This is a genomic window from Azospirillum brasilense (assembly GCF_005222205.1).
In the GTDB taxonomy this organism is placed as follows: Bacteria; Pseudomonadota; Alphaproteobacteria; order Azospirillales; family Azospirillaceae; genus Azospirillum; species Azospirillum brasilense_G.
Genome location: NZ_CP032348.1, coordinates 389,979 through 414,293, shown reverse-complemented (window position 1 = coordinate 414,293; position 24,315 = coordinate 389,979). Strand labels below are relative to the sequence as shown.

24 protein-coding genes are annotated in these 24,315 nt (G+C 70.3%); 13 read left to right on the top strand and 11 right to left on the bottom strand.

All coding sequences use genetic code 11. The annotated features are described in order from the left end of the window. Positions 1–168: 168 nt before the first annotated feature. Together D3869_RS27855 and D3869_RS27850 are read right to left on the bottom strand one after the other, a co-directional pair. Positions 169–426, bottom strand: a complete 258-nt coding sequence (locus tag D3869_RS27855; protein WP_137142937.1) for a hypothetical protein — start codon at positions 424–426, stop codon at positions 169–171. Between the two features lie 335 nt (positions 427–761). Further along, positions 762–1,589, bottom strand: coding sequence for an SDR family oxidoreductase (locus tag D3869_RS27850; protein ID WP_137142936.1), 828 nt, complete (start codon positions 1,587–1,589; stop codon positions 762–764). A 169-nt stretch (positions 1,590–1,758) separates the two neighbouring features. Between D3869_RS27850 and D3869_RS27845 the strand changes: the two genes are divergently transcribed. Together D3869_RS27845 and D3869_RS27840 are read left to right on the top strand one after the other, a co-directional pair. Continuing rightward, positions 1,759–2,505, top strand: coding sequence for a hypothetical protein (locus tag D3869_RS27845; protein WP_137142935.1), 747 nt, complete (start codon positions 1,759–1,761; stop codon positions 2,503–2,505). After that, a complete protein-coding gene (locus D3869_RS27840) occupies positions 2,502–3,494 on the top strand; it encodes a BMP family lipoprotein (RefSeq protein ID WP_137142934.1) in 993 nt (330 codons plus the stop codon). Before D3869_RS27845 ends, D3869_RS27840 begins: the two co-directional genes overlap by 4 nt. 6 nt (positions 3,495–3,500) lie before the next feature. On the opposite strand, the gene D3869_RS27835 is transcribed toward D3869_RS27840, so the two are convergent. Both D3869_RS27835 and D3869_RS27830 read right to left on the bottom strand, forming a co-directional pair. Then, positions 3,501–4,685, bottom strand: coding sequence for a pentapeptide repeat-containing protein (locus tag D3869_RS27835; RefSeq protein WP_137142933.1), 1,185 nt, complete (start codon positions 4,683–4,685; stop codon positions 3,501–3,503). A gap of 130 nt (positions 4,686–4,815) precedes the next feature. Next, positions 4,816–5,568, bottom strand: coding sequence for an isochorismatase family protein (locus tag D3869_RS27830; RefSeq protein WP_137142932.1), 753 nt, complete (start codon positions 5,566–5,568; stop codon positions 4,816–4,818). 279 nt (positions 5,569–5,847) lie between these two features. Between D3869_RS27830 and D3869_RS27820 the strand changes: the two genes are divergently transcribed. Both D3869_RS27820 and D3869_RS27815 read left to right on the top strand, forming a co-directional pair. Further along, positions 5,848–6,408, top strand: a complete 561-nt coding sequence (locus D3869_RS27820) for a hypothetical protein (RefSeq protein WP_137142930.1) — start codon at positions 5,848–5,850, stop codon at positions 6,406–6,408. Then, positions 6,405–7,013 (top strand): hypothetical protein, encoded by a 609-nt coding sequence (locus D3869_RS27815; RefSeq protein WP_137142929.1) that lies wholly within the window; start codon positions 6,405–6,407, stop codon positions 7,011–7,013. The genes D3869_RS27820 and D3869_RS27815 overlap by 4 nt, the downstream gene beginning before the upstream one ends. A gap of 54 nt (positions 7,014–7,067) precedes the next feature. On the opposite strand, the gene galU is transcribed toward D3869_RS27815, so the two are convergent. From galU to D3869_RS27800, 3 genes are all read right to left on the bottom strand, one after another. After that, complete coding sequence (gene galU, locus D3869_RS27810) at positions 7,068–7,937, bottom strand: UTP--glucose-1-phosphate uridylyltransferase GalU (RefSeq protein ID WP_114858780.1); 870 nt, start codon at positions 7,935–7,937, stop codon at positions 7,068–7,070. 133 nt (positions 7,938–8,070) lie between these two features. Further along, positions 8,071–8,808, bottom strand: a complete 738-nt coding sequence (locus D3869_RS27805; RefSeq protein WP_175426645.1) for a DnaJ domain-containing protein — start codon at positions 8,806–8,808, stop codon at positions 8,071–8,073. Between the two features lie 33 nt (positions 8,809–8,841). Beyond that, positions 8,842–9,588 (bottom strand): VWA domain-containing protein, encoded by a 747-nt coding sequence (locus tag D3869_RS27800; protein WP_137142927.1) that lies wholly within the window; start codon positions 9,586–9,588, stop codon positions 8,842–8,844. 181 nt (positions 9,589–9,769) lie between these two features. On the opposite strand from D3869_RS27800, the gene D3869_RS27795 reads away from it, so the two are divergent. Next, positions 9,770–10,480: an RluA family pseudouridine synthase gene (locus D3869_RS27795; protein ID WP_137142926.1), complete on the top strand. Its 711-nt coding sequence runs from the start codon at positions 9,770–9,772 to the stop codon at positions 10,478–10,480. Between the two features lie 3 nt (positions 10,481–10,483). Here D3869_RS27795 and D3869_RS27790 read toward each other — a convergent pair whose 3' ends face one another. Both D3869_RS27790 and D3869_RS27785 read right to left on the bottom strand, forming a co-directional pair. Beyond that, positions 10,484–11,554 (bottom strand): BMP family ABC transporter substrate-binding protein, encoded by a 1,071-nt coding sequence (locus D3869_RS27790; protein WP_247896021.1) that lies wholly within the window; start codon positions 11,552–11,554, stop codon positions 10,484–10,486. A 177-nt stretch (positions 11,555–11,731) separates the two neighbouring features. Next, positions 11,732–12,163, bottom strand: coding sequence for a GIY-YIG nuclease family protein (locus D3869_RS27785; RefSeq protein WP_137142924.1), 432 nt, complete (start codon positions 12,161–12,163; stop codon positions 11,732–11,734). A gap of 93 nt (positions 12,164–12,256) precedes the next feature. On the opposite strand from D3869_RS27785, the gene bioF reads away from it, so the two are divergent. From bioF to D3869_RS27745, 8 genes are all read left to right on the top strand, one after another. After that, a complete protein-coding gene (gene bioF / locus D3869_RS27780) occupies positions 12,257–13,438 on the top strand; it encodes an 8-amino-7-oxononanoate synthase (RefSeq protein ID WP_137142923.1) in 1,182 nt (393 codons plus the stop codon). Next, a complete protein-coding gene (locus tag D3869_RS27775; protein ID WP_137142922.1) occupies positions 13,435–14,235 on the top strand; it encodes an alpha/beta fold hydrolase in 801 nt (266 codons plus the stop codon). Before bioF ends, D3869_RS27775 begins: the two co-directional genes overlap by 4 nt. Further along, positions 14,232–15,641: a dethiobiotin synthase gene (gene bioD / locus D3869_RS27770; protein ID WP_137142921.1), complete on the top strand. Its 1,410-nt coding sequence runs from the start codon at positions 14,232–14,234 to the stop codon at positions 15,639–15,641. Before D3869_RS27775 ends, bioD begins: the two co-directional genes overlap by 4 nt. After that, on the top strand, positions 15,638–16,942 hold the full coding sequence (bioA, locus tag D3869_RS27765) for an adenosylmethionine--8-amino-7-oxononanoate transaminase (RefSeq protein ID WP_137142920.1): 1,305 nt from the start codon (positions 15,638–15,640) through the stop codon (positions 16,940–16,942). The genes bioD and bioA overlap by 4 nt, the downstream gene beginning before the upstream one ends. 26 nt (positions 16,943–16,968) lie before the next feature. Then, entirely contained in the window at positions 16,969–17,967 is a 999-nt protein-coding gene (gene bioB / locus D3869_RS27760) for a biotin synthase BioB (protein WP_137142919.1), read from the top strand. A gap of 54 nt (positions 17,968–18,021) precedes the next feature. After that, complete coding sequence (locus D3869_RS27755) at positions 18,022–18,729, top strand: DUF2270 domain-containing protein (protein ID WP_137142918.1); 708 nt, start codon at positions 18,022–18,024, stop codon at positions 18,727–18,729. Between the two features lie 279 nt (positions 18,730–19,008). Further along, positions 19,009–21,702 carry a pyruvate, phosphate dikinase gene (gene ppdK / locus D3869_RS27750; protein WP_137143145.1) on the top strand — a complete coding sequence of 898 codons (2,694 nt, stop codon included), beginning with the start codon at positions 19,009–19,011 and terminating at the stop codon, positions 21,700–21,702. A gap of 58 nt (positions 21,703–21,760) precedes the next feature. Beyond that, positions 21,761–22,843 carry a serine hydrolase domain-containing protein gene (locus tag D3869_RS27745; RefSeq protein ID WP_137142917.1) on the top strand — a complete coding sequence of 361 codons (1,083 nt, stop codon included), beginning with the start codon at positions 21,761–21,763 and terminating at the stop codon, positions 22,841–22,843. A gap of 4 nt (positions 22,844–22,847) precedes the next feature. Here the strand turns inward: D3869_RS27745 and D3869_RS27740 are convergent, their stop codons facing one another. Further along, positions 22,848–23,510 carry a chemotaxis protein gene (locus D3869_RS27740; RefSeq protein WP_137142916.1) on the bottom strand — a complete coding sequence of 221 codons (663 nt, stop codon included), beginning with the start codon at positions 23,508–23,510 and terminating at the stop codon, positions 22,848–22,850. A 109-nt stretch (positions 23,511–23,619) separates the two neighbouring features. Next, the gene (locus tag D3869_RS34555; RefSeq protein ID WP_282190191.1) at positions 23,620–24,153 is read right to left on the bottom strand and encodes a cold-shock protein; all 534 of its coding nucleotides are present in this window, start codon (positions 24,151–24,153) and stop codon (positions 23,620–23,622) included. Positions 24,154–24,315: the final 162 nt, after the last annotated feature.

Here is a 24,315-nt window from a genome sequence, read left to right as displayed (position 1 = left end):
CGTTCCTTCTCCCCCCTGGGGAGAAGGTTAGGATGAGGGGGGCGCCGAAGGCGCTCCGCTTGCGCATAAGGGGTTTTTAATCCGCCCTACCGGGCGTAACGCCCCCTCACCCAGCCCTCTCCCCAGGGGGGAGAGGGTTCTTCCAGGAGGGTGCATCAGAGGTTTCCGTCAGTGGACCTCCACGCTGACGATGGCCGGCAGGGTGCGCAGGAAGTTCGCACCCGTGTCAGTCGCCTCGACGACGAGGTGACCGCAGCGGTCGTGCCCGCGCAGGCGGGCCTCCGCGCCCATGCCGGCAGTGCGCAGCACCTCCGACAGGTCGGACACCGCGGTGCGGACCCAGGCCCGATGCTCGGCCATGCTCTTGTACGCTGTTGCTTCCGACTGATTCAGGGTGACGGTAAAGGTGTGCAGCTCGATGGTCATAAGAGCTCCGGAATGAACCGATTGTTCTGGGACAAGCTCAGTGTTTGACGCTGTTCGAGCATCCGCTCCGCCCCAACCGGACGGTGTGTGCAAACAAGACTGGAAAGGGACGTGCGGACACTTGCCGGTTGGCGGATTGAATCCGGGGATCAGCCGATCGGCGAAAAGGGTCCCTTTCGATTTGGGGAGCAAACAAACCGCAGTGTAATCGAAAGCGGTGGCCGATGCTTGTGATATCGTGGGAACGCTGCTCTGCGCCAAGAGCGTTCACGAGACGCAAAAGGGGTAGCCGTGGGCATGCCCCCACGGTGCTCCACGGCTACCTCAGACCACCCTCAATCCAGGAAGATGTCCGGCGCCAGCGGGGCGCCCGGCTTGACCGCGTAGGGCTCCAGATCGGTCACGCCCTCCTCCGCCAGCACCTCGTCGTCGATGAAGAAATGGCCGGTGCAGGTCCTGGCGTCGCGGGTCAGGATGGCGTGGGCGGCATCGGCCAGGATTTCCGGCTTGCGGCAGTTGTCGAACTCGGCGGCGCCCTTCAGCATGGCGATGGCCGCCGTGCCGATGATCGTGCGCGGCCACAGGGAGTTCACCCCCACCTTGCCGCGGAACTCGGCGCTCATGCCCAGCGTGCACAGGCTCATGGCGTATTTGGCGATGGTGTAGGCGGTGTGGTGCTGGAACCAGCGCGGGTTCAGGTTCAGCGGCGGCGACAGCGTCAGGATGTGCGGGTTCCCGGCCTTCAGCAGATGCGGCAGGCAGGCCTGGGCGCAGGCGAAGGTCCCCCGCCCGTTGACCCCCATCATCAAATCCCAGCGCTTCAGCGGGGTGTCGAGCGTACCGGTCAGGCTGATCGCGCTGGCGTTGTTGACCAGGATGTCGATGCCGCCGAACGCCTCCACCGTGCGGGCCACCGCCTCGGCCACCTGGGCGTCGTCGCGGATGTCGCAGAGGATCGGCAGAGCCTTGCCGCCGGCCGCCTCAACCTCCTCCGCGGCGGAGAAGATGGTGCCGGGCAGCTTGGGGTGCGGTTCCGACGTCTTGGCGGCGATGACGACGTTGGCACCGTCGCGGGCGGCACGCAGCGCGATCGCCTTGCCGATGCCCCGGCTGGCGCCGGTGATGAACAGGGTCTTGCCCGTCAGCGTGCGCGCGTCCGTCATGTCGCTTCCCTCCCCATGGTTCTTCCGCCGCAGCCGGCCGGTTGTCGGCGATGCTACCACACATCCCGGGGGTGCCGTCCATACGCAAGCGTCATAAGATTAACCTATGCGTCAACACACCCTTCCCGTCTAGACTGCGCTCGCCCCCCTCGTTCGGGAGACCCGGCCGGTGCGCCGTCTTGCCCTCGCCCTCGCGCTGATCCTCGGTTCCGCGCCCGCCTTTGCGCAGGCGGTGGCACAGCATCTGTTCTTCGAGGCGGTGCCCGCCGGCGCACCGCCCGACGCGTCCTACGAGGCGCGGCAGCGCCTCACCGAGCGCGCCGGGACCGAGCTGCTGCCCGCTGTCCTCGACGACGCCGGCCTGGATGGAGCGGGCACGGCCGCCGACCTGCGGATGGGTGGCTACCGGCTCCGGACCAACCCGTCGCTCCACCTGTCCTTGCGGTTGGAGGACGGTCCCGCCGACCGGCTGGCCGGGGCCATCGCCTGGAGCTTCTCGCAGGAGAGCGTCCTGGTGGCGGACTTCGACAGCGTCGACGGCGCCACCGGCTATGCCCTGGTCCGCTTTCCCGCCGGCGACCTAACACCGGACCGCGCCCAGCGCTTCTTCCTCGCCGCCGCGGCGGAGCATGAGGGGCTGGGCGGCGGCTACACCGCCTTCGGCGACACGCTGCTGTTCCTGAATCTGCGCGGCGACGGCGGGGCGCCCTACAGCGGCTTGCCCGACGAGGCCTTCGCGGAGTTTTTGCGCCGCGCCGCCGACGCCTTCCCCGGCGCGGTCCTGGCCGCGACCGGGCGCGCCGACGCGCGGCTGGTCCTCCAGCCGCCCCGGCCCGACAGCCCCGCCCTGCCCCCGCTGCGGGCGCGGCACGCGGCGCTGGTGTCCGAAACCCTGACCGCCGAGCCCGCCCGATGACGACCCATCTCTCCCGCCGTTCCGTCCTGGCGCTGGGCGCCGCCGGCCTCGCCACGCTCGCCGCTCCGGCGCGGGCGCAGGACTTCGCGCCGGGGCTGCTCTATGCGGTCGGGCAGAAGTTCGACAAGAGCTTCAACGAAGGCGCCTTCACCGGGGCGGAGCGGTTCAAGGAGGCCACCGGGATCGCCTACCGCGACTATCTGCCCGCCGGCACGGCGCAGTTCGAACAGGCGGTGGCGGCCCTCCTGCGGCGCGGGGTCACCGACCTCGCGCTGATCGGCTTCTATTACGCCGCCCCGCTCGCCAGCCTCGCGCCGAAGCATCCCGCCGTCCGCTTCACCATCGTCGATGCGGTGGTGGAGGCGCCGAACGTCCAGTCCGTGACCTTCAAGGAGCAGGAGGGGTCCTTCCTTGTCGGCATGCTGGCGGCCATGGCCTCGCGGACGGGAACCGTCGGCTTCATCGGGGCGCTGGACATCCCGCTGATCCGCAAGTTCATCGCCGGCTTCCAGCAGGGCGCCCGCCACGCCCGCCCGGACATCGGCCTGCTGGTCAATTTCGTCGGCACCACCCCCGCCGCCTTCAACGACCCGACCACCGGGGCGGAGGTGGCGAAGGCCCAGTTCCAGCGCGGCGCCGACGTGGTGTTTGCTGGGGCCGGCGTGTCCAATTTCGGGATCTTCGCAGCGGCCAAGGACGGCGGGCGCCTCGCCATCGGGGTGGACAGCAACCAGAACCACCTCTACCCGGGCACCATCCTGACCTCGATGCTGAAGCGGGTGGATCTTGCGGTGGAGCGCGCCTTCGGGGAAGGCCGCAGCGGCGCCTGGACCCCCGGCCCGCGCGCCCTCGGGCTGGCCGAGCGCGGCGTCGACTACGCGCTGGACGACAACAACCGCGCGCTGGTCACCCCCGCCATGAAGGACCGGCTGGAAGAGGCGCGCGCGGCCATCATCCAGGGCCGCATCCGGGTCGCCGACGCCTCGTAGCCACCTTCAAGCGTATTGCGGTTCGACCCCGACGGCGAAACTCAGGTCAGCGCCGCGCAGCGTCTCCACCGTGGCGCGGATGCGCGTCAGGTCGGTGCCGTGCAGGATCGCGCGGGCGAGGCTGGTGTCGCGCAGATCGGCGCCGGTCAGGCTGGCCTCGGCGAGGTTGGTCGGCCACAGGCGGCTGCCGTCCCCGGCCAGATCCACCGGGCGCAGCCGAGCCCGCCACAGCTTGGCCCCTGCCAGATTCGCCCCGCGCAGGTTGCAGCCGGACAGGTCGGCGCTGGTGAAGTCCGCCTCGCGCAGATCGCAGTAGGACAGGTCCGCCATGACCAGCTTCGCCCCGGAGAAATCCGCCCCGCGCAGCCCGCAGAAGCGCATCACGCTGCCGGCCAGGAGCTGGTTGGCGAAATTGTAGCCGCGCAGGTCGACGCGCTGCATCTCCAGCCGCAGGCCGGCGGCGGCGTTGCGCTCGACCCAGAGCTGGTGGGCGGAAATGCTCTCGGCCATCCGCCCGGCGAGGCTGACCAGCCCGGTGCCGTCCACGTCGATGCCGCGCCGCTCCAGCGTCTGGCGCAGCTCGTCGTCCAGACGGGCGCCGCACAGCAGGGCGCCCTGCATCTCCACCCGCTCCATCACCGCGCCGATCAGATTGGCGCCGATCAGGATCGTCCCGGTCATGTCGCTGCCGGAGAAGGTCGCCCCGGCCATGTCGCAACCGGAGAAGTCGCACTGCGCCAGGCGGGCGTCGGACAGGATGGCGCGGGCCATCTTGGACCCGATGAAGGTCGTGCTGCCGTCCGCGTTGCCCGCCGGCTTGCGTTCGTCGGCCCCCAGCATCATGCCCTTGCGCAGGTCGGCGCCGCGCAGGTTGGCCTCCTCCATCAAGGCCCCCTCCACCCGCGCACCGCGCAGGTCGGCACCCTCCAGCGACGCGCCGGTGAGGTCGGCCTTTGACAGGTCGGCGCCGAACAGGTCGGTGCGCGACAGAACGGCCCCCGACAGCCGGGCGCTGTTCAGGTTCGCCCCGCTGAGCTTGGCGCTGCTGAGGTTGATGCGGCGCAAGCCCAGGCCCGACAGGTTGTGGAAGCTGAGGTCGGCGCACCGGCCCTTCATGCTCGGGTCGCGCGTCAGCCATTGCTGATGCCGGACCAGCGCGTTGCGGATCGCCCTCAGATAGCGCTCTTCCACGTGCGACGTCTCCGCGCCGTCCAGCCGTTTCCGCCGGCCTGGGACAGCCGGTTGAACGATCGGGACCCTTGCCACGCAGGGATGTTACCAGAGCCGCTTGGAAAAAGCGAAAGCCCTGATCCGCCTCACTTCAGCGCAGCGTGTTGGTCAGCAGCGCGCCGCGCGACGCCATCATGTAGAGCCCCATGTGGTGCGCCGGCTCCTGCGGGTGGACCGCCGTCTCCGGCAGACCGAGATCCCGCGCCGTCTCCGCCGTCAGGTCGTAGGTGGCGCAGCCCGGCTCGTAGACCACCACGTCCTTCAGCGTCGGCATCATGCCGTGGTTGCGCGCGGACAGCAGGGTCAGGACGAAATCCATCACGCACACGTCGGTGCAGATGCCGACGGTGACGACCGACACCAGCCGGTTGCCGTTCACCCAGTCCACCAGCCGGTTGCGCCCGGCCTTGCCCGCGCCGTCCGTTTCGGTCGCGCCGATGAAGAAATTGATGCAGTCCTTGGCGATCAGGGTCGCCGACGGTTCCGACTCGAGCCAGGCCAGCTCGGACACCAGCTCGTCATGGCCGGTGCCGATCAGGCAGTGCGGGGGATAGGGCGGTTCCGGCTTGTCCGGGGCGTGGCGGTCCAGCGAGACGCAGATCGGCCAGCCGGCCCCGGCGAAGCGGCGGGCCAGGCGGTCCGTCTCGGCGATCATGCGGTCGACCTGGGCGTTCGGCGCCGCCGGGGCGAGCGGACCGCAACCGACGGCGGCGAATCCCTTCACCTCGTCGATGATCACCAGCCCGGTGCCCCCGGCGGGCATGGCGTAATCGCCGAGCGCCACCGGGAAGGTGCGGCGGATGGTGTCCAGCGCCTCGTCGCCGCGAGTCATCAGGTCCAGCATGGGTCCTCCCCTTGAAATGTGGAAATGTCAGTCCTGTGACCGGAGGGGCGCAACATTTCAGGACTGTGTCCAAGCACTGCGACATTGTGGCCGAACGCTTGCGCATAGGTCCGAAAAGATCAATGGGATTCAGGCCGATCGACCGTTTGTTGCAACCGCGCGACATATTCCTGTCTGCATCCGGCGGGCCATGCGACGGAATACCGCAATGCCAAGCCGTGAAACCCGGTCCTCAATGACGGTGACGCGCAGCTTCCGCCGCAACCATAAGGTACACCAATGGTTCTATCGGCCGAGTTCCTGGGCATGCTTCTGCTGGTCACCAGCGCCGCGGCGCTCGGCCTGTCCATCGTCATCGACGTCGGGCAGATCACCTCGGAGAAGGCGCGCCAGACCATGATGATGCGCCAGCACGACCGGAAGAAGACCGCGCTGGGCGAATGGACCCGCAAGCTGGAGCAGCGGCGGGAGGAGATGACCGCTTTCCAGGCCCGCACCACCGAATGCAACGGGCGCCGGCAGAAGGCGCTGTCGGAGATCAGGGCGCTGGAATTCACCAAGGTGGAATTCGTGCACGAGCTGGGCGACGGCGAGGAGGCCAGCGCCTTCTGGGTCCGGCTGACCGTGCAGGATGAGTTCCCGTCCATCGAACGGCGCGACGTGATCTTCGCCCGCCAGATCTGGAGCTATTCCAACGTCGCCCATGTCTGGACCTACTCGGTCGACCAGGCGGCGGCGATGGCGCGGGTCTCCTTCACCGTGAAGAACGGCGTCCTGCCGACCATGGTGGTTCCGCTCGCCCACGCGCCCGACCCCGACGCGGAAGGAGCGGCGGCATGACCGGGATGATGCTCTATCTCAGCCTCGGGCTGATGGTTCTGACGGTGCTGTCCAACCGCTACTGGCGGCGTCAGTTGGAAGGTCTGCGGCAGGGCCAACTGCGCATCCGCGAGAAGATGGAGGAGGTGGGGAAGGATGTGGAGGACATCGCCACCGCCTATTCCCAGATCACCCAGAAGCACGCCGAGGCCGAGAAACGCGCCGTGAAGGCGGAGCAGGACATGCAGGCCGCCCTGAACGAGCTGGAGGCGCGGCAGGCCTCACCGGTCGTGCGCTATCACGTGTTCGACCGCTCCGAACCCCGTCCGGGCCGCTTCTGGGAGGCCGCCGTGCGGCATGTGCCGAGCGACGCCACGGTGATGACGGGCCAGCGCGGCTGGGTGGGCATCCGCCGCTGTCTCCTGACCGCCGAGACGGAACGGGAGGTGCGCGAGCGCGTCAGCGCCCGCTACCCGCGCAAGGCGGGATTCCAGGTGTTGGAGGTGGTGCCCTGCCGGGTCGCCGGCCTGTCGGTGAACCGCATCCCCGAACTCAGCACCTTCCGCCGCTCCGCCCCGCCGGAGGAAGCCGCACGCACGCCGCGTCGTGCCGCCGGCGGTCGCTGACGACGGCAGGCCGACGGGAAAAGGGCGGCGCCCCCTCCCCGCCGGCCACCCGCGTCAGCAGTATTTGCGCAGCATCTCGCGGACCTTGTCCGCCATGTCCGGACGACGCAGCGCGTGGGCCAGCGTGGCCTCGATGAAGCCGACCTTGTCGCCGCAGTCGTAGCGGGTGCCCTCGAAGCGCAGGCCGTGGAACGGCTGCGTGCCGATCAGCTTGGCCATGGCGTCGGTCAGCTGGATCTCGTTGCCGGCGCCGCGCTGCTGCTTCTCCAGATGGTCGAACACCTCCGGCTGCAGGATGTAGCGACCGATGATCGACAGGGTGGAGGGCGCCTCTTCCGGCTTCGGCTTCTCGACGAGGCCGCGGACGGTGGCCAGACGGCCGTCATCCTTCTCCACGTCCAGGATGCCGTAGCTGCTGGTCCGCTCGCGCGGGACGTCCACCACGGCGACGATGTTGCCGCCCACCTCGTTGTAGGCGTCGACCATCTGCTTCAGGCAGGGGGTGTCGCCCTGGACGAAATCGTCGGGCAGGACGATGGCGAAGGGGTCGTTGCCGATCACCGCCCGCGCGCACCACACCGCGTGGCCGAGGCCCAGCGGAACCTGCTGGCGCGTGTAGAAGCAGCGGCCCGGCGCGATCTCGCTGTGGCGCACCACGTCGAGGGCATCCTGCTTGCCGCGCTCCTCAAGGGTGCGGTTCAGTTCCGTGTCGGTGTCGAAATGGTCTTCGATGGCGCGCTTGCTGCGACCCGTGACGAACACGAAATCCTCGATGCCGGCGGCCCGCGCCTCTTCCACGGCATGCTGAAGCAGAGGCCGATCGACCAAAGGCAGCATTTCCTTTGGAATCGCCTTGGTCGCCGGCAGAAAGCGCGTACCGAGACCGGCGACGGGGAACACCACCTTGCGCACAGGCTTTCGCATTGGGGTTCTCTTGTGGTTGCTTGAGGAAATACTTCGAATATGGAGACGATTCGCAGCTTTGCAAAACGCTCGTCCAGCTTTCTGCCACAGACACTTCGGTGACGCAACTCCCCTTCCGTAACCCGGCAAAAGGTTAGTTGCGCAGCAGCAAATCCTTCGCTTGGTTGATCTTGGCGGCCAAATAGGTGGACCCCCCATGATCTGGATGCACTTTCATCATCAGCCGTCGGTGTGCATCCTTTACCTGTTCGGGTGTGGCTCCGGGCGACAACCCCAAAATATCATAGGCCTCGTCGCGGGTCATAGAACCGCCGCCGCGACCGCCGCCATTGTCCTTCGAACCGGGATTGTTTGTCGGTCCAGCGGATTGATCCTCGGCCGTCTGCCAGCCGGGATGGGAACGCTCCAGCCACGCTTCCAGGACGGAGGCCGATTGCGGATCGTCGCGCCGGCACTCCTCCAGCAGCGCCAGCACCTGCCCCAGCGTCAGCGACTCCAGCGTCCGCCCGCGCCACGGCCCGTGCAGCACCTCCCCCGCCATCGCCCCGGTGTCGTGCTGCAGCGTCATCCGCAGATAGAGCGTCTCGATTTGCGAGGTCTGCCCGCCGCTCGCCGCTCCGTAGGACGAGGGCCGGAAGGCGTCGCGCAGCGTCCGCCAGCGCGTCAGCAACGGAAAGGCCAGCGCCCCCAGCATCATGGCGGTGCCCAGCCGCCCGGTCAGGGTCAGGATGACGACCGTCACGGCCGCCAGCGCGATGCCGCCATAGCGCACCGCCGTGGCCAGCGTGCGCGGGTCCGCGGACACGAAGACGCGGGCCAGGATGGCGAGGCCCGCCACCAGCGCGATGCCCAGGAGAAAAAACCCAAACATCCCGCTCTGTCCCATCTCTAGACGAATCCCGCCCTATGATGCATGGCTTTGCCCCCCACGTCCTCCCTGACCGTTCCCGAGCTGGCTGGTGAGCAGCCGCACCGCGTCGCCCCGCCCGCGGCTGTAATGCTCCAGCGCCGCCCGGCCGCCCGCCGCATAGACGGCCACCGCGCTCAGCAGGTCCCGCAATTGCTGGGCGGACGAGCCGTCGAACGGGCAATAGGCGCCGCCGCTGAGCCGCGCGATGGTCTGGAAGGCGCGCTTGGCGATCAGGTCTCCCCGCTCGTGAAAGATGAAGACCGGGACGCCGAGAAGCCCCAACTGGCCCGCCTGATGGGCGAGCTGATCGACGTCCTCCTCCATGCAGTCGCCGACGAAGACCAGCGCGTTGACCTTGCGGTCGCGCGTCTGCTTGATGCAGTGCCCCAGCACCCGCGCGATCTGGGTCTGGCCGGCCATGCAGGACACCGCCGTCATCCGCCGCAGCAGATCCTGCGCGTTGCCCACCCACGGGCTGGCCTGGCACTCCCGGAACCCCCGGTAATAGACGAGCTGGATGTCCAGCCCGCCCAGCGCGGAGGTCGCCTGGAACATCTCGCCCTGGATCTGGCAGGCGCGGTCCCAGGTCGGCTCGCGGCTGGCCGTGGCGTCCATGGCGAACATCAGCCGCCCGCGCGGCCCACCCGTTGCCCGTGGAAGGGCCGCCACACGGTTCAGGAAGTCATCCACCTCGCTCTGGGTGGAGCGCTGCTGCGCCGGCAGATTGTCGCGTTCGGCCATCGCCCGCATCCCTTCGCCACGGTGCTTCGTCATTTTGTACAGATGGGTGGCGCGGCGGCATGGGTCCAGACTCGTCCACGGCGCCGCCCGTTGGGCAACAGAGCGTCCGCCGATGTGGTTCCGCGACGCGAAACAGCCGGCGGGCTTGCCCGTCCCGCCGCGCCGTGCTTGGGTGGCGCCCATGAGCGACGCCGGACCCACCCTCACACCCGCCACGCTGCGCGCCCGGATCCTGCACGAGGACGAGGACGTCTTCATCATCGACAAGCCCGCCGGGCTGGCCGTGCACAAGGCCGGGCGGATCACCGACCATCTCGACCTCTACCTGCCCTTCCTGGCGGAGGGGGACGGCACGCCGCCGCGGCTGGCCCACCGGCTGGACCGCGACACGGCGGGCTGCCTCGTGCTCGGCCGGTCGCTCTGGGCGCTGAAGCGGCTGGGCGACATGTTCGCCGCCGGCCATGTCGAGAAGACCTACTGGGCGGTCAGCGAAGGCATCCCCGAGGAGGCCGAGGGGGTCATCGACTTCCCCTTGCTGAAGCTGCTGATCCCCGGCGCCTGGAACATCGTGACGCACCCCACCGGCCAGCCCGCCGTCACCGAGTACCGGGTGCTGGGAACCGGCAACGGGAGGGCGTGGCTGGAGCTGCGGCCGCGGACCGGGCGCACCCACCAGCTCCGCGTCCACAGCGCGGCCATCGGCTGCCCGCTGGTGGGAGAGCCCTACTACGGACCGGTGCGCGTGCCGCCGGGAAACCTGCATCTGCTGGCGCGGTCGGTCACCTTCACCATGGCCTTCGACCGCGAGCCGGTCACCGCAATCGCCCCGCCCCCGCCGCACATGCGGGACGCCCTGGCCGCCTGCGGCTGGGCCGAGCGAAGCGGGACGTGAGGGTCAGCGCCCGATCTCGGTGACGCCGTCGGCCAGCCAGACCATGCGGCCAAGCTCCGCGTCGCCGCCGCGCAGGGCCTTGCCCTTGGCGACCACCGTCCGCCCGGTGTTGTCCTGGATCGGCCCGCGGAAGACGGCGGCGTTGCCGTTGGCGAGCTGCATCCGCGCCGCATCGGCGTGGGCCCGCGCCTCCACCCCCACCGCCGGGCCGTAGGCGGTGTTGCGCACGAAGCCCTGGTCGAAGCCGCCCTGGCGCAGATGCTTCCACGGCTTGCCCGCGGCGATCAGCGCGACGGCCTCGGCGTAGGCCTTCTCCCAGGCCCATTCGGCCCCGGTCAGGAAGCCCTGCGGCGCGAAGGCCGACAGGTCGGTGTGCAGGCCGCAGCACAGGATGCCGTGCGCCTCCGCCACCTCGCAGACCGGGCGTGCCCCGTCGAGCTGGGCGGCCAGCACGTCGGCCCCGCCCTCGGCCAGCGCGCGGGCGGCCTCGGCGACCTGCCGCGGCGTCGCCGTCTCGCCGACAAAGGCAACGCGCAGCGCGGTGGCGGAATCGGCGCGCCGTGCGCCCAGCGCGAAGGCGTTCACGCAGCGCAGCACGTCCGGCGCGGGGTGGGAGGCGACAAGCCCGATCGTCTTCGCCCGGCTGGCGTAGCCGGCGACAAGGCCGGAAATGTGCTGCGCCTCGTCCAGATAGCCTTCGAAGAAGCCGGTGTTGATCGGCAGGCGGTCGCGGTCCAGCGGCGCGCCGGAGAACAGGAACACCGTGTCGCGATGGGCATCGGCCTGGGCCAGCAGCCCCGGCAGGGCGTCGCCCGCGGCGGTGACGATGACGATCCGGCAGCCCTGGGGACCGACCAACTCCTCCGCCGTGGCGGCCAGCGTGCCGGCGGCGTGCTCCCGCTCCTCCAGCCGCAGGCCGGGCAGCCCGACGAGGGCTTGGGCGGCCTCCGCATGGGCCTGGTTGAAGCCGAAATCCGCGCGGTCGCCGCAATAGAGGACGCCGACGCCCAAGTCGGGCGATCCAAGGGTGGACGGTGCCACCTGCCCCAACGCCTGGGGGGCCGTCAGAAGCATGGCCGCGGCCCCGAAGGCGCCCCCGAAAGCCCGGAGGACATCCCGTCGATTGTGGGCCCGGCGGCTGTGGGTCAATGTCTTCATGCCCGCCTCCCGATCACGGGGGACTATAACCCTCGGAGGATGGTCAAACCAAGCAATTCGCCTCAATTCCCGCCGCGGGCCGCGCCCGGAGCCTCAAAATGGCGCATCGGGCAGCGGAATCGACGCTCCGTCCGGCCAATGCAGCAGGTGGCTGGCGCAACGGCGGCAATCGCTGCTGCCGAAGCCGGGAACCGGCATCGGCAGACCGGACAGCGCCGCGACCAGGGCGCATTCGTCCCCGCCGGGAACGATCCAGGCGCCGAGCATCCGGCCCGCCGCGGTCAGCCGGTCAATGTGCCACCGCTCCGGCTTGTCCCGGCGGAAATGGCGCCCGACCCGACCCCGCAGGCCACCCGGCCCGCGCGCGCTGCCGCAATAGAGGTAGCGGCCCGGCGCCAGCACCTTTTCCGGCTTGCCGGGCAGGCGAAGGGTCAGCGCACGGTCCAGCGCGATCAGCAGCGCATAGGCGCCGGGCTCGGACGGCAGCGTGTCGGAACGGTCGTGGAAGACGGGATCGGACGGCATGGCCGCGCCAGTCTAGCGCCGCCGCGGTGCCGGGGCACCTGCGCTATTCGGGCCTTTCGTCCCAGCGGCGCGCTCTGCTATCACGCCCGCATCATGTCCCTGCTCGACCCGCTGTTCCGCCAGCATCTCGACCGCCTCGACGGGCGCCACGCGCGCCGCCATCTGCTGCCCGTACGCCCGGAGGGGGCGGGGCGCATCCGGCGCAACGGGCGGACGCTGCTGAATTTCTCCAGCAACGACTATCTCGGCCTCGCCTCCCATCCGCTGCTGGTGGAGCGCGCCGGCGACTGGGCGCGGCGCTGGGGGGCGGGAGCGACGGCGTCGCGCCTCGTCTGCGGCACGCTGGAGCTTCATGCGGAGGTCGAGGCGAAGCTCGCCCGGCTGAAGGGCACGGAGGCGGCGCTTCTGTTCAATTCCGGCTGGCAGGCCAACGCCGCGGTCCTGCCGGCGCTGTTCGACCGGGAGCTTTTGGGTGGCGACGCGCTGGTCTTCACCGACCGGCTGAACCACGCCAGCCTGCACCATGGCTGCGCCGCCGCCGGGGTGCGGCAGATCCGCTTCCGCCACAACGACCTCGGCCATCTGGAAGCCCTGCTGGCCCAGCGCGCGGGCGAGCCGGGCGCGCGCTTCATCGTGACGGAGAGCGTCTTCAGCATGGACGGCGACCGCGCCGACGTGCCGGCGCTGGCCGCTCTGGCGGAGCGGCACGGCGCCTTCCTGTTCCTCGACGAGGCGCACGCGACCGGGGTGCTCGGCCCGCGCGGGATGGGGCTGGCGGCGCTGGGCGAGGGGCGCGTGGACCTCGCCATGGGCACCTTCAGCAAGGCGCTGGGCGGCTTCGGCGCCTATGTGGCGGGGTCCAGGGCACTCTGCGACTATCTGGTGAACCGCTGCGGCGGCCTGATCTACGCCACCGCCCTGCCTCCCGCCGTGCTGGGAGCGATGGACGCGGCGCTCGACCTCGTGCCGACGCTGGACGCGGAGCGTGCCCGGCTCCAAGGCATGGCGGAGCGGCTGCGCGCCGCCTTCCACGGGCTGGGCATCGCCACGGCGGGGTCGAGCACGCAGATCGTCCCGGCCATCACCGGCTCGGAGGAGGACGCGCTCGCCCTCAGCCGGCGGCTGGAAGAGCGCGGCATCCTGGGCATCGCCATCCGCCCACCGACCGTGCCGCCGGGCACCAGCCGCCTGCGCTTCGCCCTGTCCGCCGCCCACACGGACGCCGACCTGGAGACGCTGACGGGTGCGGTGGCCGACGCTTGGGCAACGGCATGACCCAACCCGCAATGACCGCGCCGCTGTTCGTCTTCGTCCATGGCTGGGGATTCGGTCCCACCGTCTGGGACGCTGTGCGGAACGCCCTTGCGGACGGGGAGAGCATGGCGGTCGATCTGGGCTTCTACGGCCCGCCGTCTCTTCCCAAAATTCCCGCCGGGCGCCCCGTCGTCGCGGTCGGCCATTCCTTCGGGGGGCTGTGGCTGCTGCACGAGCGGCCCTTCGCCTGGGACGGGCTGGTGCTGGTCAACGGCTTTCCCCGCTTCACCGAAGGGGACGGCTTCGCCCCCGCCACGCCACGCCGGCTGCTGGACCGCATGATCGCGCGCTTCGACGCCGTGCCGGAGGCGGTGACCGGGGACTTCCTGCGCCGCTGCGGCGTTGAGGCTCCATTGTCTGAAGGGCTTGATGCGGCTCGGCTGGGCGACGCCCTGCGGGCGCTGCGCGATTGGGACGCCCGCGATGCGCTCACCGGCCCGGCGCTGGTCCTGGCGGGCGGGCAGGACCCCATCGTACCGCCGATCATGACCGAACAGGCGTTTCGCGACCACGCTAACCCTCTCCCCCCTGGGGAGAGGACTGCCCGGAGGGCCGGTGAGGGGGGTACGCATTTGCCGAACGTGCCGGAGTGGCGCACCCCCCTCACCCTAACCCTCTCCCCAGGGGGGAGAGGGGATATTGGATGCGACGAAATTTCGGTCGAATGGCACCCCGAAGGCGGGCACCTGCTGCCGCTGACCGCGCCGGGCTGGTGCGCGGAGCGGATCGCCGCCTTCGCCGCCGGGCTGGCGGCATGACCGACGACCCGCGCAAGGCCGCCATCGCCGCCGCCTTCGGCAAGGCCGCCCCCCGTTACGAGGAGCACGCCGCCGTGCAGCGCATCGCGGCGGAGCGTCTGGCGGAGCGCGTCGCCCGCCTCCCCTTGCCGCCCCGCCCCCGCGTGCTGGAGATCGGCTGCGGCACCGGCTTCCTCAGCCGCGCCCTGCGCGAGCGCATCGGCCCGGCCGACTGGCTGCTCACCGACCTGTCGCCGGACATGCTGGCGCGCTGCCGCGCCGCGCTGCACGACCCGACCGATTCCGCGTTCCTGATCGTGGACGGGGAACAGCCGGACCTCGACGGCCCCTTCGACCTGATCGTGTCCAGCCTCGCCCTGCAATGGTTCCGCGACCCCGCCGCCGCCCTGGCGCGCTGGGTGGGGCTGCTGGCACCGGGCGGGCGAATCGCCGTCGCCACGCTCGCCGCCGACAGCTTCCGTGAGTGGCGGGAGGCCCATCACGCGCTGGGGCTGGAGGCCGGGATTCCCGCCTACCCCACCCGCCATGACCTCGACCGGCTGTGGCCCGCCGGGGGCAGCGGATCGGTCGAGGAGGAGCGGCTGCTCCGCCGTCACGCCGACGGGCTGGAGTTCCTCGCCGAACTGAAGGGCATCGGCGCCCATCTGCCGGCGGAGGGCCGCCGTCCCCTGCCGCCGGGCGCCCTGCGCCGCGTGCTGCGTTGGCTGGAACGGCCGGAAGGACTGACCATGACCCATCACATCGCCTACGGCCTGTTCCACAAGGACGGCGCCCAACCCCGCGGGGTGTTCGTCACCGGCACCGACACCGGCGTCGGCAAAACGCTGGTGTCCGCGTGCCTCGCGCGGGCCTGGGACGCCGCCTATTGGAAGCCCCTGCAAACCGGCCTGAAGGACGAGGCCGGCGACACGCCCACCGTCGCCGCCCTCGCCGCCCTGCCCGCGGAGCGCGTGCATCCGCCGGCCTACGCGCTGGCCGAACCGCTGTCCCCCCACGCCGCGGCGGAGCTGGAGGGCGTCGCCATCGACGCCGGCGCCCTGGCCCTGCCCGCCACCGACCGCCCGCTGGTGGTGGAGGGGGCCGGCGGGCTGCTGGTCCCGGTGACGGAAGACGTCTTCATCATCGACCTGATCGCCCGCTTCGGCCTGCCGGTGGTGCTGGTGGCGCGCAGCACGCTCGGCACCATCAACCACACGCTGCTCAGCCTGGAGGCGCTGCGGGCGCGCGGGCTGGCGGTGGCCGGGGTGGTGCTGAACGGCCCGCCCAACCCCGCCAACCGCGCCGCCATCGAGCGGTTCGGCAAGGTCCGCGTGCTGGCCGAAATCCCCACCCTGTCCCGGCTCGACGCCGAATCCGTCGCCGAGGCAGCGTCCCTCATTCCGTCCTTCGACAGCGTGTTCCCATGACCGATACCGTTTCTCTCGATCAGCGCCACGTCTGGCACCCCTTCACCCAGGCGCAGACCGCACCGGAACCGCTGGCCGTCACCCACGGCAAGGGGGTCAGCCTGTTCACCGAGGACGGGCGGGAGATCCTCGACCTCATCTCCTCCTGGTGGGTGAACCTGCACGGTCACGCCCACCCGGCCATCGCCGGGGCCATCGCGGAGCAGGCGCACCGGCTGGAACAGGTGATCTTCGCCGACTTCACCCACAGCCCCGCCGCCCGCCTCGCCGCCCGGCTGGCCGAGGCGCTGCCGGGCGGCCTCGACCGCGTCTTCTACTCCGACAACGGCTCCACCGCGGTGGAGGTGGCGCTGAAGCTCGCCTGGCAGTACTGGCGCAACAAAGGCGAGGGCCAGCGCCGCCGCTTCCTCGCCTTCGAGGGCAGCTACCACGGCGACACCTTCGGCGCGATGGCGGCGGGGGTCGGCTCCGGTTTCTACGCGCCGTTCCAGGAGCTGCTGTTCGCCGTGGACCGCATGCCCTACCCCGCCACCTGGGACGGCGACCCGGAGGTCGAGGCCAAGGAGGCCGCGGCGCTGGACTGGCTCGACCGCTGGCTGGCCGCCAACGGGGCGGAGATGGTCGCCGTCATCATCGAACCGCTGGTCCAGGGCGCGTCCGGCATGCGCTTCTGCCGTCCGGAGTTCCTGCGCGCCATGGCGGCGCGGGTGCGGGCGGCGGGCGGTCTGGTGATCTTCGACGAGGTGATGACCGGCTTCGGCCGCACCGGCGCCCTGTTCGCCAGCCAGAAGGCCGGGGTCGCTCCGGACCTGATCTGCCTGTCCAAGGGCCTGACCGGCGGCTTCCTGCCGCTGTCGGTCACCGCCTGCGGCGCTTCGATCTACGAGGCGTTCCTCGGCGCCGGCTTCGACCGCGCCTTCGCCCATGGCCACAGCTTCACCGCCAACCCGCTGGGCTGCGCCGCCGCGCTGGCCTCGCTGGAGCTGACCACGTCGGCGGAGACCGCCGCCAACCTCGCGCGCATCGAGGCGCGGCACCGCGCCGCCATCGCCGAGCTGTCCAGCCACCCCAAGCTGTCGCGCGGGCGCGTCCTGGGCACCATCGCCGCCATCGAGGTGACCGACGCGCAGGGCTACACCGCCGCGGTCGGGCAGACGCTGAAGCGCTTCTTCCTGGAGCGGGGATTGCTGCTGCGCCCCCTTGGCCCCGTGATATACCTGCTGCCGCCCTACTGCGTGACGGACGGGCAGCTGGACCGCGCCTACGCCGCGATCCGTGACGCCGCGGACACCCTTCTCTGATTCGCTTTTCCACCCGAGGACCGACCATGCCCGACACCGCCATGCCGACCGCGGATTCCACTGCCGCCGCCCCCGCCACCGCACGGCGCTGGACCCGCGAGGACATCCTGGCCCTGTTCGAGCTGCCCTTCATGGAGCTGCTGCACCGCGCCCACGAGACGCACCGCCAGCACCACGACCCGAACAAGGTCCAGCTCTCCACCCTGCTGAACATCAAGACCGGCGGCTGCCAGGAGGACTGCAAGTACTGCGCGCAGAGCGTGAAGTACGACACCGGCGTCGGGGCGGAGAAGCTGCTCGACCGCGCCCAGGTGCGCGCCGCCGCGGAGAAGGCCAAGCAGGCGGGCGCCGGCCGCTTCTGCATGGGGGCGGCGTGGCGCGAACTGAAGGACCGCGACGTCGAGAAGCTCGCGAACATCGTCCGCGACGTAAAGGACCTGGGTCTGGAGGCCTGCATGACGCTGGGCATGCTGACCCGCCCGCAGGCCGACGCGCTGAAGGACGCCGGGCTCGACTACTACAACCACAACCTCGACACGTCGGAGGAGTTCTACGAGCAGATTGTCTCCACCCACAGCTACCGCGACCGGCTGGACACGCTGGCCAACGTCCGCGACGCCGGGCTGAAGGTCTGCTCCGGCGGCATCGTCGGGCTGGGGGAAAGCCGTGTGGACCGCGCCGGCCTGCTGGAGACCCTGGCGAACCTGTCGCCGCAGCCGGAGAGCGTGCCGATCAACAAGCTGGTGTCGGTCGCCGGCACCCCGCTGGGCGGCGTCGACGCGCTGGACGCCTTCGAGTTCATCCGCACCATCGCCGTCGCCCGCATCCTGATGCCGCGCTCCTATGTCCGCCTGTCGGCGGGCCGCCGCTCGCTCAGCGACGAGGGGCAGGCGCTCTGTTTCTACGCCGGCGCGAACTCCATCTTCTATGGGGACAAGCTGCTGACCACCGGCAACCCGGAGCATGAGGCCGACCGGCGGCTGTTCGACCGGCTGGGGCTGGAGGCCGACGGCGGCGCCCACTGACGCGCCGGCGTCCCCGGCCCCTGCGCCAAGAAAAGCCAGGGGAGGACGCCGAGCATGGACAACATCGCCGCCAAAGCACCCAAGACCCACTACACCTCGGCCGAGGTCACGGCCCTGTCGCATCTCTACAGGGCCGAGATCTACCGCAGCACCGTCTGGCGGACGCGGCTGGACGCCACCACCAACTGGGCGGTGGTCACCACCGGGATCGCCCTGTCGCTGACCTTCAGCAGCGCCACCGCCTCCCCCCTGCCGCTGGTGCTGGTGGGGCTTCTGGTCGCCGTGTTCCTCTACATCGAGGCGCGGCGCTACCGCTTCTTCGACTTCTGGCGAATCCGCGCCCATGTGCTGGAGCTGTACTTCCTCGGCCCCATCCTGCGCGGCCAGGGCGACCAGTTCGCCCGGGGCTGGAACGAGACGCTGTTCCAGGACTACCAGCACCCCAACCTGCACATCACCTACCTGGAGGCGGTGGGCCGCCGGCTGCGGCGGAACTACGGCTGGATCTTCCTCATCCAGGTGGTGGCCTATCTGGGCAAGCTGATGATCCACCCGGTCCCGCTGTCGAGCCTGGACGAGCTGTTCGCGCGGGCGACCATCGGGCCGGTGGCGGGGGAGATCGTCCTGCTCTGCGGCGTGGTCTTCCACGGCACCTGGATGGCCATCGCCTTCCGGACCTTCCGCAGCCGCCGCGGCGCCGACCGCGAACGGCCGCCGCCGCCTGCCACCGACGCCGTCCTCGATCTGGCCCGCGGCCCGTGAGGGCCGCGGCGGATTTCCCTTTTCGCGCAAGGGATAAGGGGTAGTTTTCCGTCCGGCATCCCCCCTTTGCGCGCCGTGGCATAAATGGGATCAGCACCGTCGCGCTCACGCTATGCAACGGATCGTCTTGTGTTCTCCTTCCGCGGGGGGCTAGAAGGGGCTCCATCGGATGCGGTTGCGCGGTCATACCAGAAGGACACCCGTTCGCAGGACGGATCTTCACCGGTTCCCCGCACAGCCGACGGCCGGACGACCATAGAGGTGAACGAGGATTTCACGATGGCGAGCCAGGGCGAGAACAAGTGGGTGTACAGCTTCGGTGCCGATGCCACCGAAGGCCGGGCGGACATGAAGAACCTGCTCGGCGGCAAGGGAGCCAACCTGGCCGAGATGGCCAATCTGGGCCTCCCGGTTCCTCCGGGTTTCACCATCACAACCGAGGTCTGCACCTATTTCTATGCCAACGGCCGCAACTATCCGCCGGAGCTGAAGGCCCAGGTGGAAGGCGCGGTGAAGCGGCTGGAGCAGGCCATGGGCGCCACCTTCGGCGATCCGGCCAACCCGCTGCTGGTCTCGGTGCGCTCCGGCGCCCGCGCCTCCATGCCGGGCATGATGGACACGGTGCTGAATCTCGGGCTGAACGACGCGACCGCCGCCGGCCTCGCCAAGCGCTCGGGCGACGCCCGATTCGCCTACGACAGCTACCGCCGCTTCATCCAGATGTACTCGAACGTGGTGCTGGACGTTGACCACCACCACTTCGAGGAGATCCTGGACAACCACAAGCGCGACAAGAACCACAACCTCGACACCGACCTGAGCGCCGCCGACTGGCAGGCCGTCATCGAGGACTACAAGAAGGCCGTCGAGCACGAGCTCGGCAAGCCCTTCCCGCAGGACGTTCAGGAGCAGCTGTGGGGCGCCGTCGGCGCCGTGTTCGGTTCCTGGATGAACGCCCGCGCCATCACCTACCGCAAGCTGCACGACATCCCCGCCGACTGGGGCACCGCCGTCAACGTGCAGTGCATGGTGTTCGGCAACATGGGCAACGACTGCGCCACCGGCGTGGCCTTCACCCGCAACCCGTCCACCGGCGAGAACGCCTTCTACGGCGAATACCTCGTCAACGCCCAGGGCGAGGACGTGGTGGCCGGCATCCGCACGCCGCAGCACCTGACCATCGCCGGCAAGGAGGCCAACAAGTCCGACCTCCCCGCCATGGAAGAGGTCATGCCGGAAGTCTTCAACCAGCTGAACGAGGTCCGCCTCACGCTGGAGAAGCACTACCGCGACATGCAGGACATCGAGTTCACGGTCCAGCAGAACAAGCTGTTCATGCTGCAGACCCGCAACGGCAAGCGCACCGCCCCGGCGGCGCTGAAGATCGCCGTCGATCTCGCCGAGGAAGGGCTGATCGACAAGGCGGAGGCCGTGCGCCGCATCGACCCGGCCTCGCTCGACCAGCTCCTCCACCCGACGCTCGACCCGAAGGCGGAGCGCAAGGTCATCGCCAAGGGCCTGCCGGCGTCGCCGGGTGCGGCCTCGGGCAAGGTCGTCTTCACCGCCGACGAGGCGGAGACCCTGGCCGGCCAGGGCGAGGCGGTCATCCTCTGCCGCGTGGAGACCTCGCCTGAGGACATCCACGGCATGCACGCCGCCCGCGGCATCCTGACCACCCGCGGCGGCATGACCAGCCACGCCGCCGTGGTGGCCCGCGGCATGGGCCGCGCCTGCGTGTCGGGCGCCGGCGACCTGCGCGTGGACTACAAGTCCAAGATCATGTCGGTCCGCGGCGTCACCATCAAGGAAGGCGACATCGTCACCATCGACGGCTCGACCGGCGAGGTGATGCTGGGCCAGGTGCCGACGATCCAGCCGGAGCTGTCGGGCGACTTCGCCACGCTGATGGGCTGGGCCGATTCGCTGCGCCGCATGAAGATCCGCACCAACGCGGAGACCCCGCTGGACGCCCGCACCGCGCGGAAGTTCGGCGCGGAGGGCATCGGCCTGTCGCGCACCGAGCACATGTTCTTCGACCCGGACCGCATCCTGGCGGTGCGCGAGATGATCCTGGCGGAGACCGAGGCCGGCCGCCGCGCCGCGCTCGCCAAGCTGGAGCCCTTCCAGAAGAAGGACTTCGCCGAGCTGTTCACGATCATGTCGGGCCTGCCGGTGACCATCCGCCTGCTCGACCCGCCGCTGCACGAGTTCCTGCCCAACACCGAGGCGGAGATGGCGGAGGTCGCCAAGGCCACCGGCACCGACCAGCTCAAGGTGAACCACCGCGTGGTGCAGCTCCACGAGGCCAACCCGATGCTCGGCCATCGCGGCTGCCGCCTCGGCATCACCTACCCCGAGATCTACGAGATGCAGGCCCGCGCCATCTTCAGCGCGGTCGCCGAGGTCTCCAAGAGCACGGGCGAGACGGTGATGCCGGAGGTCATGATCCCGCTCATCGGCACCAAGAAGGAGCTGGACATCCTCAAGGCGGTCGTCGACCGCGTCGCCAAGGAGGTCATGGACTCGACCGGCGTCACGTTCGAGTACATGGTCGGCACCATGATCGAGCTGCCGCGCGCCGCGCTGAAGGCCGGTGAGATCGCCGAGACGGCGGAGTTCTTCTCCTACGGCACCAACGACCTCACCCAGACGACCTTCGGCCTGTCGCGCGACGACGCCGGCGCCTTCCTGCCGGAGTACCAGCGCCAGGGCATCCTGGAGCACGACCCGTTCCAGACGCTGGACCAGGACGGCGTCGGCGAGCTGATCGCCATCGCCACGGAGCGCGGCCGCAAGGTGCGCCCGAACATCAAGCTCGGCATCTGCGGCGAGCATGGCGGCGATCCGGCCTCCATCTCCTTCTGCGAGAAGGTCGGGCTGGATTACGTGTCCTGCTCGCCCTACCGCGTGCCGATCGCCCGTCTGGCCGCCGCCCAGGCGGCGCTCGACGCCGACACGGTGAAGCGCGACTGACCCGACGACGTGAAGGCCCCCACCCCGGGGGCCTTCGCTTTTTCTGGGATGTGGTTCCGTGGACACTGACGCCGCCCTTGCGACCCGGCACATCGACTGTTTGACCGAGCGGCTCGTCGCCTGCCTCGACGAGGGCGACGGCCCCGCCGCCGCCAACGCCGCGGTGGTGGCGGTCCGCTCGGGTCCGCGCTCCTGGACCGCCGGCCTCGCCCGCGGCGGCGCGGCGCCTCCGCCGGTCACCGCCCGCTTCCTCGTCTACAGCATCACCAAGACCCTGACCGCCGCCGCCCTGATGCGCCTATGCGGGCGGGGCGACATCGACCCCGACGCGACGCTGGACCGCTGGCTGCCGGACTTCGCGGCGGCCGGCCGGATCACCCTGGCCCAGCTTCTCGCCCACCGCGCGGGCCTGCGCAATTACGGCGGCAGCCCCGCCTATCACGCCGCCGTGCGGGCGGGCGAGGAGCCGTGGAGCGAGGACGGCTTCCTGGAGCGCTGCCACGCCGCCGACCTGTTCGCCCCGCCGGGGCGGGAGTTCTCCTATTCCAACATCGGCTATCTGCTGGCGAAGCGGGTGCTGGAGCGGGCCTCCGGCCTGCCCTTCGCCCAGGCTCTCGACCGCGAGCTGTTCGGCCCGCTCGGCCTGACCGGCTGGTCGGTGCCGACGGAGCGCGGCGACCTGTCCGGCCTGTGGACCGGCCCCAGCCCCTATCTCGGCGGCAAGGATGGCCCGCCCGCCGACGTGGCCGCCCTCTACCATCCCGGCTGGGTCGCCCATGGCGTGGTCGCCGCGACGGCGCGGGACATCGCCGGCCTGCTCCACGCGCTGTTCGCGGACGGCCTGCTGCCCGGCGCCCTGGCGGCGCGGATGCAGGAGTCTTTTCCGGTGCCGGGAACGATGCGCGGGCGCCCCTGGGTGGAGCCCGGCTACGGACTCGGCCTGATGGTGGAGCGCGACGCGCAGGCCGGCCCCTATTGGGGGCACACCGGCGGCGGGCCGGGCGGGTCGGCCTGCGCCTACCACTTCCCCGCCCGCGTGGCGGGCGAGGAGCCGGTGACCGTTTCCCTCTTCACCGACGGCGAGGACAACGACCAGGCCGAGTGGATGGCCGTGGAAGCCGCGGAAATCCTGCGCGAGTGACCCGTCAGCGCCGCTCGAACAGCTCCATCTCCCCCTCCAGAGGTGAGCGCCGCAGCGCCTGGAGATAGTCCATCTCCTGATGCACCGTCTCCCGTTCCGCCTCGGGGCGCAGCAGGCGGCGGAAGGCCCGTCCGGTGGCCGGGAAGAAATGGACGCGCCGCCCCTTGTCCCCGCCCAGATCCTGAACGGCCAGCGCCAGCCCTTCCCGCCGCACATAGTCCACCGCGAAGGCGGCGTTGGCGGCGCCGACGTCCAGGCTGGTGTCGATGACGCGGGCCGCCCCGAACAGCTTGACCTCCATCCGCTCGCGCCGGGCGCCACGATCCAGCAGATCGTTGATCAGCCACTCCATCGCCACGCTGCCGTAGCGGGTGGCGACTCCGAAGCCCTCGCCGCCGGACGGGGAGCCGGGCAGCAGGAAGTGGTTCATGCCGCCGACCCGGGCGACCGGATCGTTGATGCAGGCGGCGACGCAGGAGCCAAGCGTGGTCACCAGCATGTCGTCGTCGCGGCCGGAGATGCGGTGGTGGCCCAGCACCACCGGGACCACGTAGGCGCCGAACTCGCGGTCCAGGTAGCTGCCGTCCGCGCGCGTCCCGTCGCCATCCGCGCCGCGGCAGTCGCTGCCGGCGGAGGATTGGAAATGAAGCGGTCCGGACAGAGGCATCACCGTCAGCCTGGAAAGGACAAGGGCGTCGACGATGGTAGTCAATGGTAATTAAAGAAAATACAACAGGTCCGTATGCCCCGCCGACCTTCCAGCGTCGGCGACCGCATCACAGCAGCACGACCCAGGACGCCTCCCGCCCCTTCGGCGCGGCGCGCGCCCGCAACAGCACCCGCTGTCCGGACTCCAATCCGGTCAGGTTGCAGCGGCGCAGGACGCTCTTGTGGACGAAGACGTCCTTGGCCCCGTCGTCCGCCGTGACGAATCCGAAGCCCTGCTCCGGCTTGAACCACTTGACGGTGCCCGTCAGCTCCTCCTCGGGTCCGGAGGCCTCGGCGCGGCGCGTGTTGCGGCCTTCGGCGAGCGTGCCGGTGCTCAACACCTCCAGGATGTCGGCCACCTGCGGCCCCTTGGCCCCCGGAACCACGCGGCACAGAAGCTCCGCCCCCTCGCCGATCTCGTGCAGCCCGGCGCGGTTCAGGACGGAGATGTGCAGGAAGGCGTCGGTCGTCCCGTCCTGCGGCGCCACGAAGCCGAAGCCCTTGACCGGATCGAACCACTTCACCGAAGCGCGGAGCCGGGCCGCTTCGCCAGGGTCGGGAGCGGCCAGAACGCCGCCGGAATGCGAATCGGCTGAAGGCAAGGGTCCGAACCTTTCGGGCGAGGCGCCGGGCGCGGTGGAACAAGCTCGGCGCCGCCCGGCATCGCCGGATCGTCCGCCGGGCATGAATTTAGCCACACGAAAAATAGGGTTTCCAGCGCAATTTTTTCTTCGCATCCACCGTTTGCCTCTGGCGGCGCCCCC

Bases quoted from the DNA above. Each gene is read 5' to 3' on its own strand.
- D3869_RS27815 (WP_137142929.1), top strand. From the start codon at position 6,405: ATGACCGGGATGATGCTCTATCTCAGCCTCGGGCTGATGGTTCTGACG.
- D3869_RS27755 (WP_137142918.1), top strand. From the start codon at position 18,022: ATGGACAACATCGCCGCCAAAGCACCCAAGACCCACTACACCTCGGCC.
- D3869_RS27840 (WP_137142934.1), top strand. From the start codon at position 2,502: ATGACGACCCATCTCTCCCGCCGTTCCGTCCTGGCGCTGGGCGCCGCC.
- D3869_RS27775 (WP_137142922.1), top strand. From the start codon at position 13,435: ATGACCCAACCCGCAATGACCGCGCCGCTGTTCGTCTTCGTCCATGGC.
- D3869_RS27805 (WP_175426645.1), bottom strand. From the start codon at position 8,808: ATGTTTGGGTTTTTTCTCCTGGGCATCGCGCTGGTGGCGGGCCTCGCC.
- bioF (WP_137142923.1), top strand. From the start codon at position 12,257: ATGTCCCTGCTCGACCCGCTGTTCCGCCAGCATCTCGACCGCCTCGAC.
- D3869_RS27820 (WP_137142930.1), top strand. From the start codon at position 5,848: ATGGTTCTATCGGCCGAGTTCCTGGGCATGCTTCTGCTGGTCACCAGC.
- ppdK (WP_137143145.1), top strand. From the start codon at position 19,009: ATGGCGAGCCAGGGCGAGAACAAGTGGGTGTACAGCTTCGGTGCCGAT.
- bioA (WP_137142920.1), top strand. From the start codon at position 15,638: ATGACCGATACCGTTTCTCTCGATCAGCGCCACGTCTGGCACCCCTTC.
- D3869_RS27790 (WP_247896021.1), bottom strand. From the start codon at position 11,554: ATGCTTCTGACGGCCCCCCAGGCGTTGGGGCAGGTGGCACCGTCCACC.
- galU (WP_114858780.1), bottom strand. From the start codon at position 7,937: ATGCGAAAGCCTGTGCGCAAGGTGGTGTTCCCCGTCGCCGGTCTCGGT.
- D3869_RS27740 (WP_137142916.1), bottom strand. From the start codon at position 23,510: ATGCCTCTGTCCGGACCGCTTCATTTCCAATCCTCCGCCGGCAGCGAC.
- bioD (WP_137142921.1), top strand. From the start codon at position 14,232: ATGACCGACGACCCGCGCAAGGCCGCCATCGCCGCCGCCTTCGGCAAG.
- D3869_RS27855 (WP_137142937.1), bottom strand. From the start codon at position 426: ATGACCATCGAGCTGCACACCTTTACCGTCACCCTGAATCAGTCGGAA.
- D3869_RS27795 (WP_137142926.1), top strand. From the start codon at position 9,770: ATGAGCGACGCCGGACCCACCCTCACACCCGCCACGCTGCGCGCCCGG.
- D3869_RS27830 (WP_137142932.1), bottom strand. From the start codon at position 5,568: ATGCTGGACCTGATGACTCGCGGCGACGAGGCGCTGGACACCATCCGC.
- D3869_RS27850 (WP_137142936.1), bottom strand. From the start codon at position 1,589: ATGACGGACGCGCGCACGCTGACGGGCAAGACCCTGTTCATCACCGGC.
- bioB (WP_137142919.1), top strand. From the start codon at position 16,969: ATGCCCGACACCGCCATGCCGACCGCGGATTCCACTGCCGCCGCCCCC.
- D3869_RS27800 (WP_137142927.1), bottom strand. From the start codon at position 9,588: ATGGCCGAACGCGACAATCTGCCGGCGCAGCAGCGCTCCACCCAGAGC.
- D3869_RS27785 (WP_137142924.1), bottom strand. From the start codon at position 12,163: ATGCCGTCCGATCCCGTCTTCCACGACCGTTCCGACACGCTGCCGTCC.